19 protein-coding genes are annotated in these 18,694 nt (G+C 56.2%); 9 read left to right on the plus strand and 10 right to left on the minus strand.

Going from position 1 to position 18,694, the window contains the following annotated elements; all coding sequences use genetic code 11:
• Positions 1–83 precede the first annotated feature (83 nt).
• Positions 84–953 carry a MurR/RpiR family transcriptional regulator gene (locus tag ABVF61_RS09410; RefSeq protein WP_353993255.1) on the plus strand — a complete coding sequence of 290 codons (870 nt, stop codon included), beginning with the start codon at positions 84–86 and terminating at the stop codon, positions 951–953.
• A 17-nt stretch (positions 954–970) separates the two neighbouring features.
• On the opposite strand, the gene ABVF61_RS09415 is transcribed toward ABVF61_RS09410, so the two are convergent.
• Positions 971–1,864: a helix-turn-helix domain-containing protein gene (locus ABVF61_RS09415; RefSeq protein WP_353993256.1), complete on the minus strand. Its 894-nt coding sequence runs from the start codon at positions 1,862–1,864 to the stop codon at positions 971–973.
• A 92-nt stretch (positions 1,865–1,956) separates the two neighbouring features.
• On the opposite strand from ABVF61_RS09415, the gene ABVF61_RS09420 reads away from it, so the two are divergent.
• From ABVF61_RS09420 to ABVF61_RS09455, 8 genes are all read left to right on the plus strand, one after another.
• The gene (locus ABVF61_RS09420; RefSeq protein ID WP_353993257.1) at positions 1,957–3,324 is read left to right on the plus strand and encodes an alpha-glucosidase/alpha-galactosidase; all 1,368 of its coding nucleotides are present in this window, start codon (positions 1,957–1,959) and stop codon (positions 3,322–3,324) included.
• 379 nt (positions 3,325–3,703) lie between these two features.
• The gene (locus ABVF61_RS09425) at positions 3,704–4,120 is read left to right on the plus strand and encodes an NUDIX domain-containing protein (RefSeq protein ID WP_353993258.1); all 417 of its coding nucleotides are present in this window, start codon (positions 3,704–3,706) and stop codon (positions 4,118–4,120) included.
• Positions 4,113–5,747, plus strand: coding sequence for a phosphotransferase (locus tag ABVF61_RS09430; protein ID WP_353993259.1), 1,635 nt, complete (start codon positions 4,113–4,115; stop codon positions 5,745–5,747). The genes ABVF61_RS09425 and ABVF61_RS09430 overlap by 8 nt, the downstream gene beginning before the upstream one ends.
• Positions 5,740–6,630 carry a GAK system ATP-grasp enzyme gene (locus ABVF61_RS09435; RefSeq protein ID WP_353993260.1) on the plus strand — a complete coding sequence of 297 codons (891 nt, stop codon included), beginning with the start codon at positions 5,740–5,742 and terminating at the stop codon, positions 6,628–6,630. The genes ABVF61_RS09430 and ABVF61_RS09435 overlap by 8 nt, the downstream gene beginning before the upstream one ends.
• Complete coding sequence (locus ABVF61_RS09440; RefSeq protein WP_353993261.1) at positions 6,627–7,724, plus strand: HprK-related kinase B; 1,098 nt, start codon at positions 6,627–6,629, stop codon at positions 7,722–7,724. Before ABVF61_RS09435 ends, ABVF61_RS09440 begins: the two co-directional genes overlap by 4 nt.
• Entirely contained in the window at positions 7,724–8,425 is a 702-nt protein-coding gene (locus ABVF61_RS09445; RefSeq protein WP_353993262.1) for a histidine phosphatase family protein, read from the plus strand. Before ABVF61_RS09440 ends, ABVF61_RS09445 begins: the two co-directional genes overlap by 1 nt.
• A gap of 21 nt (positions 8,426–8,446) precedes the next feature.
• Entirely contained in the window at positions 8,447–9,796 is a 1,350-nt protein-coding gene (locus tag ABVF61_RS09450; RefSeq protein ID WP_353993263.1) for a metallophosphoesterase family protein, read from the plus strand.
• Entirely contained in the window at positions 9,793–10,068 is a 276-nt protein-coding gene (locus tag ABVF61_RS09455; protein ID WP_353993264.1) for an amphi-Trp domain-containing protein, read from the plus strand. The genes ABVF61_RS09450 and ABVF61_RS09455 overlap by 4 nt, the downstream gene beginning before the upstream one ends.
• A 45-nt stretch (positions 10,069–10,113) precedes the next feature.
• Here the strand turns inward: ABVF61_RS09455 and ABVF61_RS09460 are convergent, their stop codons facing one another.
• The 9 genes from ABVF61_RS09460 to ABVF61_RS09500 form a co-directional block, all read right to left on the minus strand.
• Positions 10,114–11,553 (minus strand): hypothetical protein, encoded by a 1,440-nt coding sequence (locus tag ABVF61_RS09460; RefSeq protein ID WP_353993265.1) that lies wholly within the window; start codon positions 11,551–11,553, stop codon positions 10,114–10,116.
• A gap of 26 nt (positions 11,554–11,579) precedes the next feature.
• Positions 11,580–12,050, minus strand: coding sequence for a hypothetical protein (locus ABVF61_RS09465; protein ID WP_353993266.1), 471 nt, complete (start codon positions 12,048–12,050; stop codon positions 11,580–11,582).
• 717 nt (positions 12,051–12,767) lie between these two features.
• Positions 12,768–13,925 carry a M56 family metallopeptidase gene (locus ABVF61_RS09470; RefSeq protein WP_353993267.1) on the minus strand — a complete coding sequence of 386 codons (1,158 nt, stop codon included), beginning with the start codon at positions 13,923–13,925 and terminating at the stop codon, positions 12,768–12,770.
• Complete coding sequence (locus ABVF61_RS09475) at positions 13,912–14,307, minus strand: BlaI/MecI/CopY family transcriptional regulator (RefSeq protein WP_299483942.1); 396 nt, start codon at positions 14,305–14,307, stop codon at positions 13,912–13,914. Before ABVF61_RS09475 ends, ABVF61_RS09470 begins: the two co-directional genes overlap by 14 nt.
• Positions 14,308–14,500: 193 nt before the next feature.
• Entirely contained in the window at positions 14,501–14,779 is a 279-nt protein-coding gene (locus ABVF61_RS09480; RefSeq protein ID WP_353993268.1) for a DUF2160 domain-containing protein, read from the minus strand.
• Positions 14,779–15,576, minus strand: coding sequence for a carbohydrate ABC transporter permease (locus ABVF61_RS09485; protein WP_353993269.1), 798 nt, complete (start codon positions 15,574–15,576; stop codon positions 14,779–14,781). Before ABVF61_RS09485 ends, ABVF61_RS09480 begins: the two co-directional genes overlap by 1 nt.
• Positions 15,577–15,587: 11 nt before the next feature.
• Positions 15,588–16,454 (minus strand): carbohydrate ABC transporter permease, encoded by an 867-nt coding sequence (locus ABVF61_RS09490; RefSeq protein ID WP_353993270.1) that lies wholly within the window; start codon positions 16,452–16,454, stop codon positions 15,588–15,590.
• Positions 16,451–17,542 (minus strand): ABC transporter ATP-binding protein, encoded by a 1,092-nt coding sequence (locus ABVF61_RS09495; RefSeq protein ID WP_353993271.1) that lies wholly within the window; start codon positions 17,540–17,542, stop codon positions 16,451–16,453. The genes ABVF61_RS09490 and ABVF61_RS09495 overlap by 4 nt, the downstream gene beginning before the upstream one ends.
• An 11-nt stretch (positions 17,543–17,553) precedes the next feature.
• On the minus strand, positions 17,554–18,618 hold the full coding sequence (locus tag ABVF61_RS09500; RefSeq protein ID WP_502949951.1) for an ABC transporter ATP-binding protein: 1,065 nt from the start codon (positions 18,616–18,618) through the stop codon (positions 17,554–17,556).
• Between the last annotated feature and the right edge of the window lie 76 nt (positions 18,619–18,694).

Raw genomic sequence — 18,694 nt, forward strand, 5'->3', positions numbered from 1 at the left:
TTGAGTTCTGTAATATTTGATACGCAGATCGATGCCGCTGTCAAATGAAAATAAGACGACAGGGACACAAGCAGGCAAAACCAATGGAACGCCCACTTCTGGAAGATATTCGCGACCGCCTCGACGAATTCACAAGCACGGAAAAAAAAGCAGCGCATGCCCTGATGGCGAATTATCCGGTTCAGGGTCTGGGCACGGTGGCGCAGTTTGCCGAAGCCGCCGGGGTGAGTTCTCCGACGATCCTTCGATTTGTCGGACGGCTCGGGTTTCCGGGCTTTTCAGAGTTTCAGAAAAAACTGAGAAATGAACTGGAAAGCCAGCTGAACTCGCCACTGGCTCGAAGCACGACGCTTGGCGAACAGACCAGTGGCGATCCGCATGTCAGCCAGTTGCTGGAAAACGTCCGGGAGACTTTTGAGCATCTTCCCAAGGGCGAACTTGACGGATTGATCCGCCTCTTGTCGGACGAGAAGAAGACCGTTCACCTGATCGGTGGACGCTTTACCGACGGGCTTGCGAGGTACATGGCAGCGCATCTGCGTATTGTACGTTCCGGTGTGAATCACATCGCCGGGCAACAGGGCAACTGGCTGGATCAGCTGTTGGCCATCGGCCCCAAGGACGTTGTTCTTGTGTTCGATATTCGCCGCTACCAGACGGAAATCATCCAGTTTGCCGAAGCTGCCGGAAAACAGGGAGCAACGGTGGCCCTGGTTACCGACAGCTGGATGTCGCCTGTCGGCCGCATCGCAAGCTTTGTTCTTCCGGCAAGAGTAGCGGTTCCCTCGCCCTGGGATTCGTCCCTTGCGCTGATGGCCATTGCCGAAGTCCTGATCGCTGGAGTGACCCGCCAGAACCAGAAACATGCGCAGGAACGGATGCGTGCGTTGGAAGCGCTGCGGAATGAGATCGACCCCACCACGGAAGGGCGCACGAACGGGCCGGATATCTGATCATTGCGCGCGATTTGTCATACGTGACGTAAATCGCCCGGAGAATTACCGTAAACGGTTCGGTAGTTGGAATAAAACTGGCTCGTCGACGAAAACCCCGCTTGAAAGGCCGCTTCCGACACGGAGACGTCTGACGACAGCAAAAGCTCCCGGGCCCTGATGAGGCGCATGCGGACTGTGAACTGTTTGAGCGTGATGCCGAGATATCTTCTGAATAGGTTTGACGCGTAATTCGCGTTGAGGCCTGTCGCCTCGGCAATGTCACGAGTCGTCAGTTGGCCGGAGATATTCTGGATCACAGTCTCGATCATGCTCACGACATGTTCTGTCGGTCCGGCACGCACTTCCTTATTTGCCAAGGGCGTTTGAGGGGATCTGAGATCCTCCAGTGCGTCTCTCAATGCGAGGCGGCGCATCAATGCCTGCAGTTCGATTGTAAGACATTCAAATCGCAGCAGATTGCGGGACTCGTAATCGCCGAACCATCGGCTGATCATGCGCATATCGACAAGGTCTTCAGGCACTGTCAGAAAAGCCCCGGCAAGCAATGCGCGCTGGACGTGACCAACACCACGCAATGACAGAAAGACATCCAGCGGAAAATACATGTTCGTGAGCTCGTAGGTGTCCTTGTCGTCGGGGCTGAGCTCGAGCGTCTGATGGGGGATCCCGGCCCAGAAGAAACAAAGACGCCCCTTGGGAAGCACCACCTTGTCCGCTTCGAACTGATAGGTCATCGATCCGCCGACGAGCCAGTTGAATTCGATGTGGCCATGCCAGTCGATCGGATGGGTAACCGGTACGAATCGGCGCATGGCGAATTGCCCGAACACCACGGGCTTGCCATCAACATATGTTGCGCGGTCGCTGTCATCAGGACCGAAAACCGACTGTCCGTCCAAATCGGGCATTTCTGTAAAATCCGGACTATTTTCTTTGATTTCAGGATATCTCAATCAATCGCGAAAGTGCAGTCTGATTTCAGCAACCGAAGGAAGATGCCATGCCTCATACAACCAAGATTACGTTTATCGGCGCCGGTTCCACAGTCTTCGCCAAGAACATTATTGGTGACTGCCTTTTGCGCCCGGCACTTGCAAACGCGCACTTTGCCCTCATGGACATCAATGCGGAGCGGCTGCGCGAATCCGAACAGGTTGTTTCCAAGATGATCACTTCTCTTGGAACAAAAGCGACCGTATCCTGTCACGCCAATCAGAGAGAAGCGCTCGAAAATTCGGATTTTGTCGTCGTTGCCTTCCAGATCGGCGGTTACAAGCCGTGCACGGTCACAGATTTCGAAATCCCGAAAAAGTTCGGTTTGCGCCAGACGATTGCAGATACGCTCGGCATTGGCGGCATCATGCGCGGTCTGCGCACCGTCCCGCATTTGTGGAGCATCTGTGAGGACATGCTGGCGGTTTGTCCAGATGCGCTCATGCTGCAGCATGTGAATCCGATGGCGATCAACACGTGGGCGATAAGCGAAAAATACCCGGCGATCAAACAGGTGGGCCTGTGTCATTCCGTTCCACTCACTGCAGTGGAGCTGGCAGAGGACCTCGGCATCGACCCGAGCAGATTGAGCTACAAGGTCGGCGGCATCAATCACATGGCCTTCTACCTGCACCTGCATGAAAAACAGGATGACGGCACGCTTCGCGATCTTTATCCGGTTCTGAAGCAGCGTGATCTCGAAGGGAAAATCTCAAAGGCCTCGAACTGGAACCCGCGCTGTCCAAATCTTGTCCGATACGAAGTCATGCACAAACTCGGCTATTTCGTCACCGAAAGCTCCGAGCACTTCGCAGAATATGTACCCTGGTTCATCAAGTCGGGACGCGACGATCTCATCAAGCGCTTTTCCATTCCGCTGGATGAATATCCAAAACGCTGCGAAGAGCAATTAATCGACTGGAAAGAGCAGGCCAGGGTCTTTCTCGGTCCTGAAGCCATCGACGTCAAACTGTCCCTCGAATACGCATCTCAGATCATGAATGCGATCGCCACGGGAGTGCCGGCGACCATCTATGGAAACACACCGAACCACGGACTGATCGACGCGCTTCCGCGGGGCTGTGCCGTTGAGGTTCCGTGTCTTGTTGACGGGAACGGCGTGCAGCCGACCCGCGTCGAAAACATTCCGCCACAGCTGACTGCATTGATGAGAACCAATGTGTCCGTTCAGGAGTTGACGGTGCGCGCCTTGATCGATGAAGCGCCCGAACACGTCTACCATGCCGCGATGCTGGATCCGCATACCGCCGCTGAGCTTGATCTGGACCAGATCTGCGCGCTGGTTGACGAATTGATAGCGGAGCACGCGGACTGGCTTCCCTCCTGGCTCCAGGGCCAGAGAAAAGCGGCCTGAACCGTTGCGCTTCAGGAGACCAAAATAAGCGGCTGCCACGCGACATCGGGTGGTGGCCGCTGACTGCCGCATAACTTGAACGCAAATCGCACGACCCAAGGCTCGCACATTGCGCCTGTGCTCCCGGCTACGAGCCGTCAGGCTAGCCAGTTTTGACGAATCTATTTACTGTTAAAGCACGGACACAGACCGGTCAAAATGCTGGGTCTGCCCCTGTTTGGGCGAGTGAAACAAAGGAAACTGTAGTGCGTATCCGAAGATCAGCAGAACGGTCGTAGACAGACGCGCTAACACGGGACGGCCTGACATCTCCGCCGAAAGCAATCTTGAAGCTCCCGCATTCCGCCCGGTCATACGGTCGACACCCCGCGCCTTCATTTTGAAAGAACAGCGGCTGCTTGTTCAGGAAAAACATCATCCGCTGAAAGGTCATTATTTCACTCTTCCGGGCGGCAAACAGGACCCAGGCGAATCGCTGGTAGAGACGCTTCTCCGCGAGTGCCACGAAGAAATCGGCGCCGAGGTATCCGTCGGCCAATTGCTTCATATTGCCGAAGTCTACAGGCACAAAACCGATCCGCCCGAGCGGCAGCATCAGCTCGATTTCGTTTTCGAATGCTCCGTTCCTGAAGACTACGAACCTGTTCTCGGCGCCAAGCCCGATCCCCATCAGACGGCAACTTGCTGGATCACGCTGGAAAACGCTCAACAGCTTCGTCCGGCCTATGTCACAAAACTGTTTTCACTTGGATGTAGGGCGAACCGCGAAGTCTATCTCGGACCCTTTGATGACTAACCTGCCGAAGACACTACGGGAAAATCTCCATTTTCTGTGCGCGGAGATTGACGGTCAATTGCTGCAGCTCGAAGCCTTCTTCAAGGACCCCACGACTGCGCGCGCAAGACGGATCCTGGACCGGGCGGGTTACGCGCATAATCTGAAGACACGCATTCATTCCGCCTGTGTCCGGCAATTGGCAAATACGCGCCAAAGCAACAGGAAGCATCTGACGCTGCGCAGTCTGGAGTTCATTGCAACCGATCTGCAGCGCCTTGCCAATCTCGCGCGTCAATCGCTGCGTCATGTGGAGCGGATCGATACATTCGAAACGCTTCTTCCGGCTCGTTATCCGCCCCTTGTCAGATATGTCCGCAAGGGTGTCGGCAGGATCGAAGAGGCCTTTTTCGGCAACGTCAGCGAACAGGCCATAGAGATCGGCGAATTGCAGAAAAAGATCGAGGCCGACTACCGGAAGCTTTTCAAGAGCTACACCAAAGACATGAGCAACCCGAAGCTGCGACCGGCAGATATCGCCAACAGTCTGCTGGTCGCCAGCGAGTTCCAGAGAATGGGAGATTCCCTGAATGCGATCAGCGAGGCAGTGATCTCGGCAAACATCGGTCAGGCGGTCAATCTGGAGCGTTATTTCGCCCTTCAAAGCCTGATGGCGGATCTTGAGGGAACTGGTGGCAATCTGAAAATCGAAACGATTGCCGAAACACGCTCGGGCAGCTCTATTTCAGCAATCAAGAACAAGCAAACAGAAGAAGTCGCCGCTGTTTTCAAAGATGGTGAAAAGAGCAAGGTCAAGGAAGAGCGCGAAGGCGTCAAAAGCTGGCACGAAATCTACCCCGGCCTCGCTCCGAAAATCCTTTCCTACGAGAAAAGAAATCAATCCGCTGCATTGTTGATTGAACACCTTCCCGGCCAGACTTTCGAGCAGGTCGTGCTTAACGAAGCAGAGGCCAGGTGCGACAAGGCTCTCGCATGCCTTTCGAAAACTCTGAAAGATGTCTGGAAACAGACAAAGACACGCAAACCGGCGGAATTGGGAAGCATGCAGCAGCTGATCAGCCGACTGGATGAAGTCCGCCGCGTGCACCCTGAATTCAAGGACGGCTCAATCAGGTTTTCCGGTGTCAAACTGCCGTCTCTTCAGAGTCTGATTGACGAGGCATCCGCGCGCGAAACAGCCGCACCTGCCCCGTTCTCCGTATACATCCATGGCGATTTCAACGTGGACAACATCATTTACGACCCGGACGAAAATCGCGTGCACTTCATCGATCTGCACCGTTCCCGCTACATGGACTATGTTCAGGATGTGTCTGTTTTCATGGTGTCGAACTACCGCCTCCAGGTTCTCGACCGTGAAACACGCCAGAGGATCATGCGGGTCTCGCTGGCCTTTTGTAAATCCGCGAAATCCTTCGCCGGCAAGCAGGGGGACGATACGTTCGAGTATCGGCTGGCATTCGGCCTTGCGCGGTCATTTGCAAGTTCCACACGCTTCATATTCGACAAGCAACTTGCCCGTCGCATGTGGCTCAGAGCGCGGTATCTCCTCGAACAAGCCCTCGCCTGCCCACCCGGCGAGGAAGCAAGGTTCCGGCTGCCATTAAAGGAGATCTTCGTTGACTGAGCTGAAGATCGGCGTGATCGGAATTCCGGGAAAATGGTCGACCGAAGTGCTGGCCGATGCGCTGGAAAACCGTACGGGTTTCAGATGCGTTGTCGACATGGCCGACGTCGCGCTGGATCTGGAATCCCGGAGGCTGATGGCCGGCGAACAGGATCTGTGCCGGCTTGACGGACTGGTGATCAAGAAAATCAGCCAGGAATACAGCCCGGCAACACTCGACCGTCTGGAGATGCTGCGTGTCGCAGAAAGTGCTGGGGTTCGGGTTTTCTCCAAAACCGCTTCGATTCTCGGATTGGTCAATCGCCTGAGCTGCACGGTGACCCTGTCCAATGCGGGGATACCAATGCCGGCGACCTGTGTGACCGAGAGTGAGACAGAGGCGTTGGACGCCGTCAAACGCTTTGGCGGTGCGGTTTTCAAACCGCTCTTTTCAACCAAGGCCCGCGGCATGACCCTTATGGACGCGAGCACCGGCGAAGATGTGCTGCGCGAGAAGATAGTGGCGTTCAAATCTGAAAACCCGGTCATGTATCTGCAGGAGAAGGTCAATCTTTCAGGCCGTGATCTCGGCATGGTGTTTCTCGGCGGATCTTATCTGGGCACATATGCGAGAGTTGCACAGACAGACAGCTGGAACACAACGATCCTCCATGGCGGAAAATATGAGCCCTATGAGCCGGGACAGGATCTGATCGATCTGGCGCACAAGGCGCAGGCTCCCTTCGAGCTCGATTTCACAACGGTTGACGTTGGGCTTACAGACGATGGTCCTATCGTTTTCGAAGTGTCGGCATTTGGCGGTTTCAAGGGAGCACTTGAAGGCGCATCGATCGACGCCGCGAGCCTTTATGCAGACCACGTGATCGCGAGGCTGATCCGATGAGCGGTGTAACCGTGCAAGACATCGTGGATTGTCTGGCGCCGGTCAAAGCGACAAGGAATGCTGATCCGTTTTGCCTTTCCGTTGGCGGTTATGTTCTTGAAATCCGTTGCACCTCAAACGAGCTCCTCGCAGAGTTGCTCAGATATTTTCAGCATGTGATCACTGCACCCGCGGAACCCGACAGGATCGTTCATGTCCTCGGGCCGGTAGAACTGCCCTTTGCGGTCAGTTTTGCGGACTGGGCAAGAGAGCCCGGGAAAACCGGGCGCAAGGACGCGATTGCCGATCTGGAAAACGGCCGCCTGATCAGGAAAGTTCGAACAGGCGTTCAGTTTCTCCAGACCCCCGATTGGTCAATCGCCTTTGGTCCGACCGAGAACAATCCCAACCAGGTGATCAATTTCATAAACACGCAGATCCTGAACCACTTTCAGCGGCAGGGCTGGGTCGCCTGCCACGCTGCGGCTGTCAGAACCGGTGGCAAGGGACTTGCCATTTCCGGCCTTTCCGGCGGCGGCAAGTCGACCACGATGCTACGCCTCATGGAAGTTGCCGGCACCCAATATGTGACCAATGACCGCTTGCTTGTGCGCCAAGACAACACGGTCACGAACGCCCTTGGTATTCCGAAGCTTCCGCGCATCAACCCGGGCACGATCGTCACAAATGAGCGCCTGTCTGGTTTGATCGACGAAGAGCGCGAAGAAGAGCTCAAAAACTTGGAGCCGGACGAGCTCTGGCACCTGGAAGAAAAATACGATCTCTTCATCGATGACATTTACGGCCCCGGACGCATTTCCCACGATGCGCATCTCACGGACTTCTGGGTTCTGAACTGGTCACGTGATAGCGATGCGCCAACCGTAGTTTCGAAGATCAGTCTCAACGATAGGCCGGACCTGCTCGCGGCAATCATGAAAAGTCCCGGACCGTTCTACCAGACCAGCGAAGGTCCTTTCTGGACTGATCGGTCACCTCTGGAGACCAGTGCCTACCTATCGGCATTAAAAGACATCCAGGTCTGGGAAGTAACGGGGCAGATCGACTTCGACGCCCTGTTCGATGCCGGCACAGAACTGCTGGGGCAGCCATGATGGCAGAACGGTTCGCAATTCTGCTCCGGCACGGCGACTACCATCAGAAACCGGAAACGCCGAGTGCGCTGCAGCCCTTCGGATTGTCGGAGACAGGCAGAACCCAGGCAATGAATGCAGGCCGGGACCTTGCAGCAATGGCGCGAGCCAATGGTTGGACGATCTCATCAAAAGTCATGTCGTCCCAGTTGCTGCGCGCATGGGAAACCGCGTCGCTTTTGTGCCGGACGCTGGGGGAAGAGACCGGAGAGCTATTCGAAGTCGATGAGGAAGCAGACCTGGCCGAGCGCAGTGTCGGCGCTTTCGCAAACCTCACACTGGCGCAGATTGAAGAGGTTCTTGCCGAAGACCCGCGATATTCAACGCCTCCGGCCGACTGGAAATCCGACAGTACCTACAAGCTCCCGGCTCTCGGTGCTGAAAGCCTTATGGAAGCGGGCGAACGGGTCGCGAGAATCCTATCCGCGGGCATCGGGGATCTGAAGGCATTCCCCGGATCAAACGCAAGGGTGTTTGTCGGCCATGGCGCATCCCTGCGCCACGCCGCCTATCACCTGAAGGTCCTGAATTACGACGACATTCGGGGTCTCAGCATGCATCACGCCAGGCCCGTCGTTCTGAAATGCTCCGAAGATGGCCGCTGGTCGCACTGCGCCGGCGGCTGGAAAGAGCGGACACCCAAAGACGTTTCGACAGATTGACGTGGACGAAAAGAGAAATTCATGACGAACAGTCCCTTGGCCCCGTTTCTCCCTCCGATTGCACCGGGTTCCGCCATCGATCTCGGAATTCCCGAGAGTGTCGTTCCGTGGCCGATTGAAACATCCCCCGAAGGCAAAACCGCCAACGAAAAGTCGCCAGATCTCGTGACAAGTCTCGCCAAGGCAAATGCGCTTGGTCCCTGGGACTGGCCCGACAAACCGATTGTCTTCATCTCGGATCTGCATGCGGATGCTGAGAGCCTGTTCAGGTCACTTGTCGCTGCCCGTGCGATCGTCCGCAACGGACCGGTTCAATCGGATTTCAGCCTGACGACCTTCGGCAAAAGCTGCCAGATCATCATTGGCGGCGACTGTCTGGACAAGGGACCGAGCAATCTCGATTTGCTTGACAGTCTCGCCAGGCTGAAGAAATCGGGTGCCGATGTGGTGCTCCTGGCCGGAAACCACGACCTGCGGCTTTTTCTCGGACTGGAAGCCTTGACCGTCAAGCGGGGCTCGCTCAATGCGCATATGTTCGTGCGCATGGGCAAGAAGGTCATGCCCCTGATGCGCGAGGTTTTCGACCGGTACGTCGATGAAGACCGGGCCTTGGCCGAATTGCCGGATGAGAAAGCGTGCCTTGCACTTATGATCCCTGGCAAGAAGTGGACAAAACAGTTTCCAAAGGCTGCGGCGGATTACCTGAACGAAGCGGCGGTGCGCAAGGAGATGCGGCGCCTGAAAAAGAAGTCGGCAAAGTTCGCCGAACATGCCGAAGACGTTGGCCTGTCGGTTCGGCAACTTTATGCCGCGGCCCTGACATGCCGCCGCCTGTTCGTTGAGCCGGAAGGCCGATATGCCTGGTTTTTCCAAAGCATGAAGGCCCTGCACCAAAGCGGCTCTCTTCTCTTCGTTCATGCAGGCATTGACGACAGCATGGCATCCCTGATCTCCGCCAAGGGCATTGCGCATGTGAACCGGCGCTTCAGGAAGGAGAGCCGGAAAGATCCCTTTGTGTTCTATTCCGGGACCGTCGCCAATCTGATGCGCACGAAGTACCGGGACATTGATCACCCGCTGACAGGAAAAGGCGTGGAGGATCTCCACCTCGCCGGCATCAAGATGCTCATCCAGGGACATATCAACCGCCACCAGGGCCAGGAGCTCAAATCAAAACACGGATTGCTTCATCTGGAAGCGGATATCACCCTTGACCGCCATTCCAGAAGTTCCGAAGGTCTTGAAGGGATTGGAACGGGAGCAACGATCATTCAGCCGGACGGCAACATAATAGGGATAAGCCGTGACTACCCGCACGCCAAGCTGTTCGACCCGGCGCAGATCCTTGAACAGCACGGGTTGATCCGATGATGGAGCGCAAGGGCCGTTTCCGGCACCAGTCCCTGCAGGACAGGAAATCCATCCAGAAGATGCTGGATGCCGTCAAGCGCGGCATTGCCAAGGGCGAACTTCAGTTCGGTGATGATACCGGCGACATTACGCTGGAACCCAACGGTTTGATGAATCTGCGGGTGACGGCCACTGTCGAGGACGGCCAATCCAGGCTCGATCTGCGCATCACCTGGTCCAATGACAGTCACGACAGGAAGGACAGCGGCAAGCTGAAGGTCAAAGGCGGCTGACCTGACCCTCGTTTGCCGCTCCGCTCCATCAAAGATACCGGCCAATTAGCCGGCAAGATAATTCAGTGTCTTGAGACTCGGAACAAAGAAGACGGCCAATCCCTTGTAACGGATGAAGTCCTTGAGAGGCAGCTTCAGAGCAGGTGTGCCGGCTGCTTCAACGGGGATATGGGTTGTCGTCTCTGCATTCCGCTTTCCGCGGAAGCCGAACATCATGTCCTGCCGCTTCCGGCCACGTCTGATGGCGTCGAACTGATCGCTGAATGACGTCTTCTGTATCCAACGCACCACGGAATAGAACTGCTCATTGATACGCGCGCAGGCGAAAAGCCCGATCAGGCCACGATCGAGGCCGTCATCCTGGGTGCCCTCAAGCGGGGGGCCGTAGGAGAAACCGCGGCGGATCAGTCTGGGGGGGCCATTTGGAAAGCGGACACTGTTTGCATGGGTCAGTCCCTGGTCCCGGGGATTGCACACCCGAATATGCGAAAACAGGGGTGTTTTCAGGCCCTCATCGTCGTCAGCATACCCGAACCTGTCGGACGGGTCCCAGGGCTGTGGCATCGTGTTGGGATGAAGTGCCATCGCCGAACCGTTACGCCAACGCCCCATCATCTTGGCAGCCAGCCACTCCTCGGGATCCGCCGCACCACTATGAGGCTCAGCAGCAGCGCGCTGTTCGTGCAAATAGGCGTTGAAGGCGGCAACGTCCTGATAGAGCCACGACAGGTTCAGGTATGTCCCGTCCCGGACAAAATCCTGCCACGGCCCCGGATTGGTGGGGCTTATCTTATAGCTGTCGGATGGATAGCCGAGCAGCAACTCGCGGAAGTTCGTCTTGCCGGCTGCACCGGTATCTTCCCAGTCGATGTCTATCTTGCTGACACCGTCCCGGAAACCGAAGTGCAAGATACCCTGATCGGGAACATGACCTGAGAGCGCGTTATCTTCGAACGACTGGAACTGCCATTCCACGAGGCCGGCCGTTGCGGCCGCGGCACGAATGCGGGCGAGTTCATCTGTCTTTTGCGTGTCGTCTGCAAAATAACAAATCATGGCAATGTGAAACGCGGACGGGTCTGCATTGCCTTCCCACCAGTGCTCCGGGGCATTCGCGTCCAGCATGTCGAGGCTGACGGTCACGGATCTCGAATGCGGGGCATTTTCCGGTTTTGTAAAGAAGGACTCCAGATTGGTGCCGACCTCCTCGGGATCAAGGCCGTCTCCAGCTCCGTTCCTTGTAGCCAGGAGCAGTGCGGTTCCCGGCCAGTTGAACGCAAAATGATAGACCGGCTCCAGTGACCCGCCGCCGGTGTCCGTGTAGGAACCCGGCGGCGCGAGGCCGCCATTTACGGATCCGGCCCAGTCTCGCAGGAACCCCCGGGCAGCGGCGGGGTCGATAATGCGGAACAAAAGAACCGCGCGAAGCGGGTGCCTGTACCGCGTAATGAACAGGCTTTGAATATTGTCCGTATTGGGTGTCATGCCAGCCCCCGCCGCTGTCGGTTGGTTTACTCGGCCGCTTCGGCCTGCAAAGCGCTGAGGATGTCCCGAACCTCGGCATGGTCATATGCTGAAAACAGCCAGCCCGACTGGTTACCGTTCATATCGGTCGCACCGTCGGTGGATTTACCAAGCGTGCGGTAGTTGGCGTTTTTCGAAAACTCAAAGAATGCAGCCGGGTCGTTCACATCCGGCACGCCGTCGGCAAGCGAGAATATGGTTGCGAAGACCGGCGTGAGTGCATCACGGAAGAATTCCGTATATTCGAAATGATCGCCATCATACTCGGTGATCACCTGGATATACTCATTGTCTCCGATCACCACGACCCGAGCGAAATGCACGATCTTCGATTTTCTGAGAGCTTCTTCGATCTTTGGCTGGATCTGATCGGCGAAGTTCGCCTTGAGTTCTTCGAGCTGAGCAAGCGTTGCCGGGTCTTGCTTGATTTTCAAAGTCAAAGTCAGTGGATGCGTCATGGTCTTCTCCCTGTTTGTCCGTCGCACGCCAATGCAATGTCCAAATCTTTCGAAGGCGGCCGTGCGGCGGCATTCCCGATGAAAATTTCTAAGTCGAATAAGGTCACCGCCCGGTATGCAGCGAGTAGCTAGTGTCTTTAAAAATGCGCTTCTAAAGGGTCCGGCATAGCGTCCTGACCCGTTTCTATTCAGACTGTTACTTTCGCACGGGCTTCTGCTCGCACGATTAAATCAAGCTGAGCGCAGACCGCGCGCACCTTGAGTCATGAGGCTGGCATCGCGGCCGCTCCAGGCGAGACTGTTGAACAGCGTGGTTCTTATCCAAAGCGGGGAAGAAGCCGTCTACCTCACGGACACGTTGTGGGATTGGCGAAAAAATGCCGAAACTGGTTTTGTACATAGCGATGTCGCTCCACTAAAAATCACATGGAGAAAATTTGTTTAAAGAAATAAAAAACTACTTATTCGAGCGCTACGCAGCGTAATGCAATCCATTCACTTAGACAAGTAAATTCAGCACAGTAATCGCAAGAATTTGGAATGAGCGGAAAACGTCGACGGAATGCTGCGCCAATGAAGGGATCAAAGGTGGCGCGCCAAAGTGCCCGGTTTATGCAGTGCCCTGAACAGTCGATCGATGACGGCCGACAAGGCAAACGGGCCCAGTCCCATCGCATTCTCATAGGGACTGGGCTAAATCAAGGATTGTTTGCCGCTTTATCGCAACGGGCGCTGTCCAAAGGTGTTGATCGTCTCGAGGCGCTCAAGATTTATGATCGTTGAAAGCATAAGCCGGTCCTGCGTCCAGTCGGCCGGTTTCTGGATCGACAGAGCGGACAGAAAGACAATCGCAATCATCGGCAGGACGGCGAGAAACACGAAGCTCCAATGCGGTCGCATGCGGTCTTTCTCCAGAAGCGCTTCAACACGCCGACGGAGTTTTTGCGCAGGCGAGCGACGCATCAAACGGTCTTGCACCTCGATGAGCGCCACAGCGGCAACGTTTCCAACACGGTCCTTGCCGGCAATCCGATGCCGCCGTCTTATGCCTGCTTGCGCAGCGCGCAAAAGACACATGCAATAGGACCGAAGATCAACATTGGTCGCGTCGGTCACCTTCTGGTCGCAGGCCAGCTCCCGGAGCCGCTCGACCTCCGATTTCCACACGTAAAAGAACGGGTTCCAGAAAAAGAACGGCCGCAGTGCCTCCAGCCCGATCTCCCAGGTCACATCACCCTGGCGCAAATGCTGAAACTCGTGCTTGAGAACCAGTTTCAGGTCATCCGGTTTTGCCAGTAGCTCAGATGGGATCACAACGTAATGCCGGAAAAATCCCCGTGCTGAAAACGGCACCAGCGCGCGATCGGACAAGAGCAATTGAAGCCGCCCAGCCGCGCGCCACTCGTGACACGCCGACAGCATGCGTGCAAGACGCACCATGCTGACGATTAGCTTGATGCCGAAATAAGAAAACCCGGCAAGGAGAAACAGGACGACGCCCATTCCGAGGCCCGGAGCAAAACTCAGCACGCTTTCCGTCAATCGACTTCGCAGACCCAACAGCGCCTGAAAGTCTTCGGCGGGTATGGCGATGCCGCCTCGCAGATACTGTGAGACAGCATAGTCGGCAAGGTTCACCGATCCGGCCGCCGGAACAACCTGTGCCACCTGCATCTGCTGATAAACAGCTACGGCAACAGGGGACAAGATCATCACGGCAAACAAACCGTTCAGGATGCTCAGCTGATAATTGAAGGCAAGTCTTCTCCCGAGACGCGCCAGTACCAATTTTGCAGCAAGCCAGATGATGGCCGTGAGGGCCAGTGTAATGTTCCAATCGACGTAAATGTCGAAAGTCTGGTTAAGTAGCGTCATCTGTCCTCCTCCTGTCCAGTAACGCTCTCATTTCCTCCAGGTCGTCATCTGAGAGTTCATACTCATCGACAAGCCGCGCAACGAGTGACGCGGGTGTACCGTCGAACAGTTTTTCAGAAAGGTTTCTCAGGGAACGGGACTGGTAGGTGTCCTTGGTCAGCCGGGGGGTATAGATGAATGTTTTGCCTTCTTTCCGGCTGTCCACGAAGCCTTTTTCATCCAGGATCCGCATGATGGTCGCACAGGACGTGTAAGCAAGTTTTCTGTCTGTCGGCAGCGACGCGAGAATATCCCGCACCGAGCCCTCGCCGAGTTTCCAGAGTTCGCTCATGAACTCCAGTTCGACTTCAGTCAGAAACTCGTTGCTTTTACGCTTTCTCATTACAGCCCTGTGCCAATTGCAGTTTGGATGCGGCTCAGGTCATGCCCAAAACTTCTTTTCGATAATTTTATGCATGCCCCTGACACCTATTCATGCACGATTAGATGCCGAAATACTATAGCCTCAACCGATCCCTTCAATTTCATTGCTTATCGCGGGTTGAGTCTTACTCTCAACGCAGCGATCTACCGGATTATACTTTCCAGAAGCAGAAGACGCCCCAACCGATGCTCAGAGCCAGCGGCCACCATAACGGATTACCCATCAGCCCTAGCCAGGCCAGGAAGATATAGGCCGTTCCGAGCAACGTGATGAAAAGACGGTCGCCCCGTGTCGTTGTCAGTCCGAGGACACCGCGGCGGGCGTCGCCGCCGGGGTATCTGATTTCAAGCACGGTCAGGAGACCGATTGCCGAAAATATGCCGACGAACAGCAGTGCCGTCGGCCAGGTCCACGCCATCCAGCCGAGCATCAAACCCTCCCCAGGGCAAAGCCCTTGGCTATGTAGTTGCGTACGAAATAGATGACGATGGCGCCGGGAATGATAGTCAGGGTCCCGGCGGCCGCCAGCAGCCCGAGTTCGTAGCCCGCGGAGGAGGCGGTCCGGGTCATAACGGCGGCAATGGGTTTGGCCTCGACAGCGGTCAGCGTCTTGGACAGCAACATCTCCACCCATGAGAACATGAAGCAGAAGAAGGCAGCCACGCCAACGCCCGACTTGATGGCAGGCAGGAAGATGGTCACGAAGAAACGCGGGAACGAATAGCCGTCCACATAGGCGGTCTCGTCCAGTTCCTTCGGAACGCCGCTCATGAAACCTTCAAGGATCCACACGGCCAGCGGGATGTTGAAGAGGCAATGTGCGAGCGCAACGGCAAGGTGCGTGTCGAACAGTCCGACCGCCGAGTAAAGCTGGAAGAACGGCAGGGCGAACACGGCGGCAGGCGCCATTCTGTTGGTCAAGAGCCAGAAGAAAAGCTGCTTGTCGCCGACGAATGAATACCTTGAAAAGGCATAGGCCGCCGGCAACGCAACCATGACCGAGATGACGGTGTTCAGCGTCACGTAGATGATGGAGTTGATGTATCCCCAGTACCAGGTCGGGTCGGTCAGGATCTCGATGTAGTTGGCAAACGTCCAGGTTTGCGGGAACAGCGAGAACCCGGCCAGGATTTCGTTCGTGGTCTTGAAACTCATCGCGACGAGCCAATAGATCGGCAGCATCAGGAAGAGAATGTAGAGCGCGGGAACCAGGCTTTTCAGACGCATGATGGGTCTCCTCAGTTCTTGTTATCGTTCAGTGTCATCAGCGTGTAGAACAGCCAGGAGACAAACAGCGTGATGGCAAAGTAGATGAGCGACATGGCGGCTGCAGGACCGAGGTCGAACTGACCGAGTGCAATTTTTACCAGGTCGATGGAGAGCAACGTGGTTGAATTGCCCGGCCCGCCGCCGGTCAGCACGAACGGCTCGGTGTAGATGTTGAAGCTGTCCATGAACCGCAGCAGGATCGCGATAGTCAGAACGGTCTTCATCTTCGGTAGCTGAATGAACCGGAAGACCGCCCAGTTGGAGGCGCCGTCGATTTCCGCGGCCTGGTAATAGGCGTTGGGGATAGACACCAACCCCGCATATGCAAGCAGCACCACGAGTGACGTCCAGTGCCAGACGTCCATGACAATAATGGTGACCCAGGCCGCAAACGGATCCTGCGTCATGTCATAGGACAGTCCCAACGTGTGGTTCATGAAGTAGCCGAGCAGGCCGATATCGGGCAGCGTGAAGATGTTCCACATGGCACCGACAACATTCCAAGGGATCAACATGGGCAACGCCATCGTCACGAGGCAGAACGGAACCCATGGGCCCTTTTTCGGCATGGCAAGCGCAATCGCGATGCCAAGCGGAACCTCAATGATCAGGATCAGGAACGTGAACAGGAACTGCCGTCCGAGCGCATTGTGAAAACGCTCCGAAGTCAGGACCTGCTCGAACCAGTCCAGCCCCTGCCAGAAGAACAGGTTGTCGCCGAAGGTTTCCTGAACCGAGTAGTTCACCACGGTCATCATCGGGATGAGCGCGTTGAACGCCACCAGTATCAGGACCGGCGTGACAAACAGCCAGGCACGTTGATTTTGCGTCTTCATTGGACACCCTCCGAAGGCGTGCTTGCCAGCCAGCCGTCTTTGTAAAGCCGTGTCTGGGATTGCTTGAATTCAAGGTTCACCTGATCTCCGGCTCCGGGCGCCTCGCCCTCCAGAATTGCGTGAACACGCCTGTCGTTGGCAATTGCTTCAACAACCTTGTGGCGGCCGACATCGGCAACCTTGCGCACCGTTGCCGGCAAACCGGTTCCGTTGGCAGATATTGAGACGAATTCGGGCCGGATACCGATCTCCGCTTCACCGGCAACGGCGCTCTCGAGCGGACCCTCCAGGCGGATTTGCTCACCTGCGAAAAACGCTCCGCCGTCCCTGACGTCGCACGGCAGGACATTCATGCCCGGAGAGCCGATGAAGTGGCCGACGAAGGTGTGCGCGGGACGCTCGAACAGTTCGATCGGTGTTCCGATCTGAACGATCTCGCCATCCTGCATGACGACCACCTGATCAGCGAATGTCAGGGCTTCGGTCTGGTCGTGGGTTACGTATATCATCGTCGCCTTGACCCGCTGGTGGAGTTCCTTGAGCTTTGAACGAAGCTTCCACTTCAGATGCGGATCGATCACCGTCAGCGGCTCGTCGAACATGACCACATTCACGTCCTGGCGCACGAGACCGCGGCCCATGGAAATCTTCTGCTTGTTGTCCGGGGACAGGTTCGCCGCGCGCGTGGTCAGCATATCGGTGACCTCGAGCATTTCCGCGATCGCGGTCACACGCTCCTTGACGGTTCCCTCATCGCGCCCGCGATTGCGTAGCGGAAAGGCAAGATTGTCGTAAACCGTCATGGTGTCGTAGATGACGGGAAACTGAAACACCTGCGCAATATTGCGCTTTGCAGGTGGCAAATCGGTCACGTCCTGATCGTCAAACAGTATTTTGCCTTCAGAGGGCACTAACAGTCCGGAAATGATGTTGAGGAGCGTCGACTTTCCGCAGCCGGACGGCCCCAACAACGCATAGGCCCCGCCGTCTTCCCACGTCAGGTCGATTTTTTTCAACGCGTAATCGGCATCATCCGTGGGATTTGGATGATAACTGTGACGCAGGTTGGAGAGTGTGATTTGTGCCATGAACTCTCTCCTCAAGCCACCAGTTCGCCGTCAGGCGCGAAGAAGAAACAATGGCTCGGGTCCAGATAGAAGCTATGGACTTCGCCGACGAAGTAAGGATGGACGCCCGGGGAAAGAGACACCCAGGAATGGCCGTGCAGGTCAAAGTGAGCGCTGCTCTCCGAGCCGCTCAACTCGGTCACCTGGACATGGCCGTCCAAGCGTACGGAATGTGCAGGCGTTTCGACAGGCATGACGTGGTTCGGCCGGATCGCCAAAGTATAAGAACCGTCCTTGAGAGCCGCGACCGCGTCAGAGGCCTGCCACCGGATGTCTTCGGTCAGTATGACCGTATCACCCCGTTTGGTGACCGGTGCGACATTGATCGGTGGGTTTGAGAAAACCTTCGCCGCATCCAGGTCCTTCGGCTTGCGGTAGATTTCCGAAGTCGGCCCGAACTGCACGACATTGCCGTCGGTCATCAGCGCGGTTTGCCCACCCAGAAGAAGTGCCTCTTCAGGCTCGGATGTGGCATAGACGACTACAGCGCCACGGCCGGCGAAAAGATCCGGCAACTGATCGCGCAATTCCTCGCGCAGCTTGTAGTCGAGGTTTGCAAGCGGCTCATCCAGAAAGACGGCATCGCTCGTCTTGACGATCGCGCGCGCCAGTGCGGTGCGCTGCTGCTGACCGCCGGAAAGTTCGTGCGGCTTCCTGCCGAGGTAGGGCTTGAGTTTGAGAAGATCCGCGGCCTCCTCAACCCTGCCTTCGATTTCGGATTTCGCGACACCGGCGACTTTCAGCGGTGAGGCGATATTGTCAAACACCGACATATGCGGATAGTTGACGAAAAACTGGTGGACCAGACTGATGTTGCGCTTCTGTGCCGACAGTTTGGAAACGTCCTTGCCGTTCAGAATGATCTGTCCGGAAGCAAGGCTGTCGAGACCGGCCATGAGCTTGATCAGCGAGGTTTTGCCCGAACCTGTTTCTCCCAGGAGAACATTGAAGTGGCCGGCATGGAGCGTCAGGCTTGTGTCCTTGACATGGGTAATACCCTGGACCTGCTTGCTGACGTTTTTGAGTTCAAGAGACATGTAATATAGCCCGCGTCCGGACCGGGCATCCAGGCGAGGCATTCGCATCGCCACCCGTCACCTTCGGATCGGTAAT

The organism is Roseibium sp. HPY-6 (assembly GCF_040530035.1).
GTDB lineage: Bacteria > Pseudomonadota > Alphaproteobacteria > Rhizobiales > Stappiaceae > Roseibium.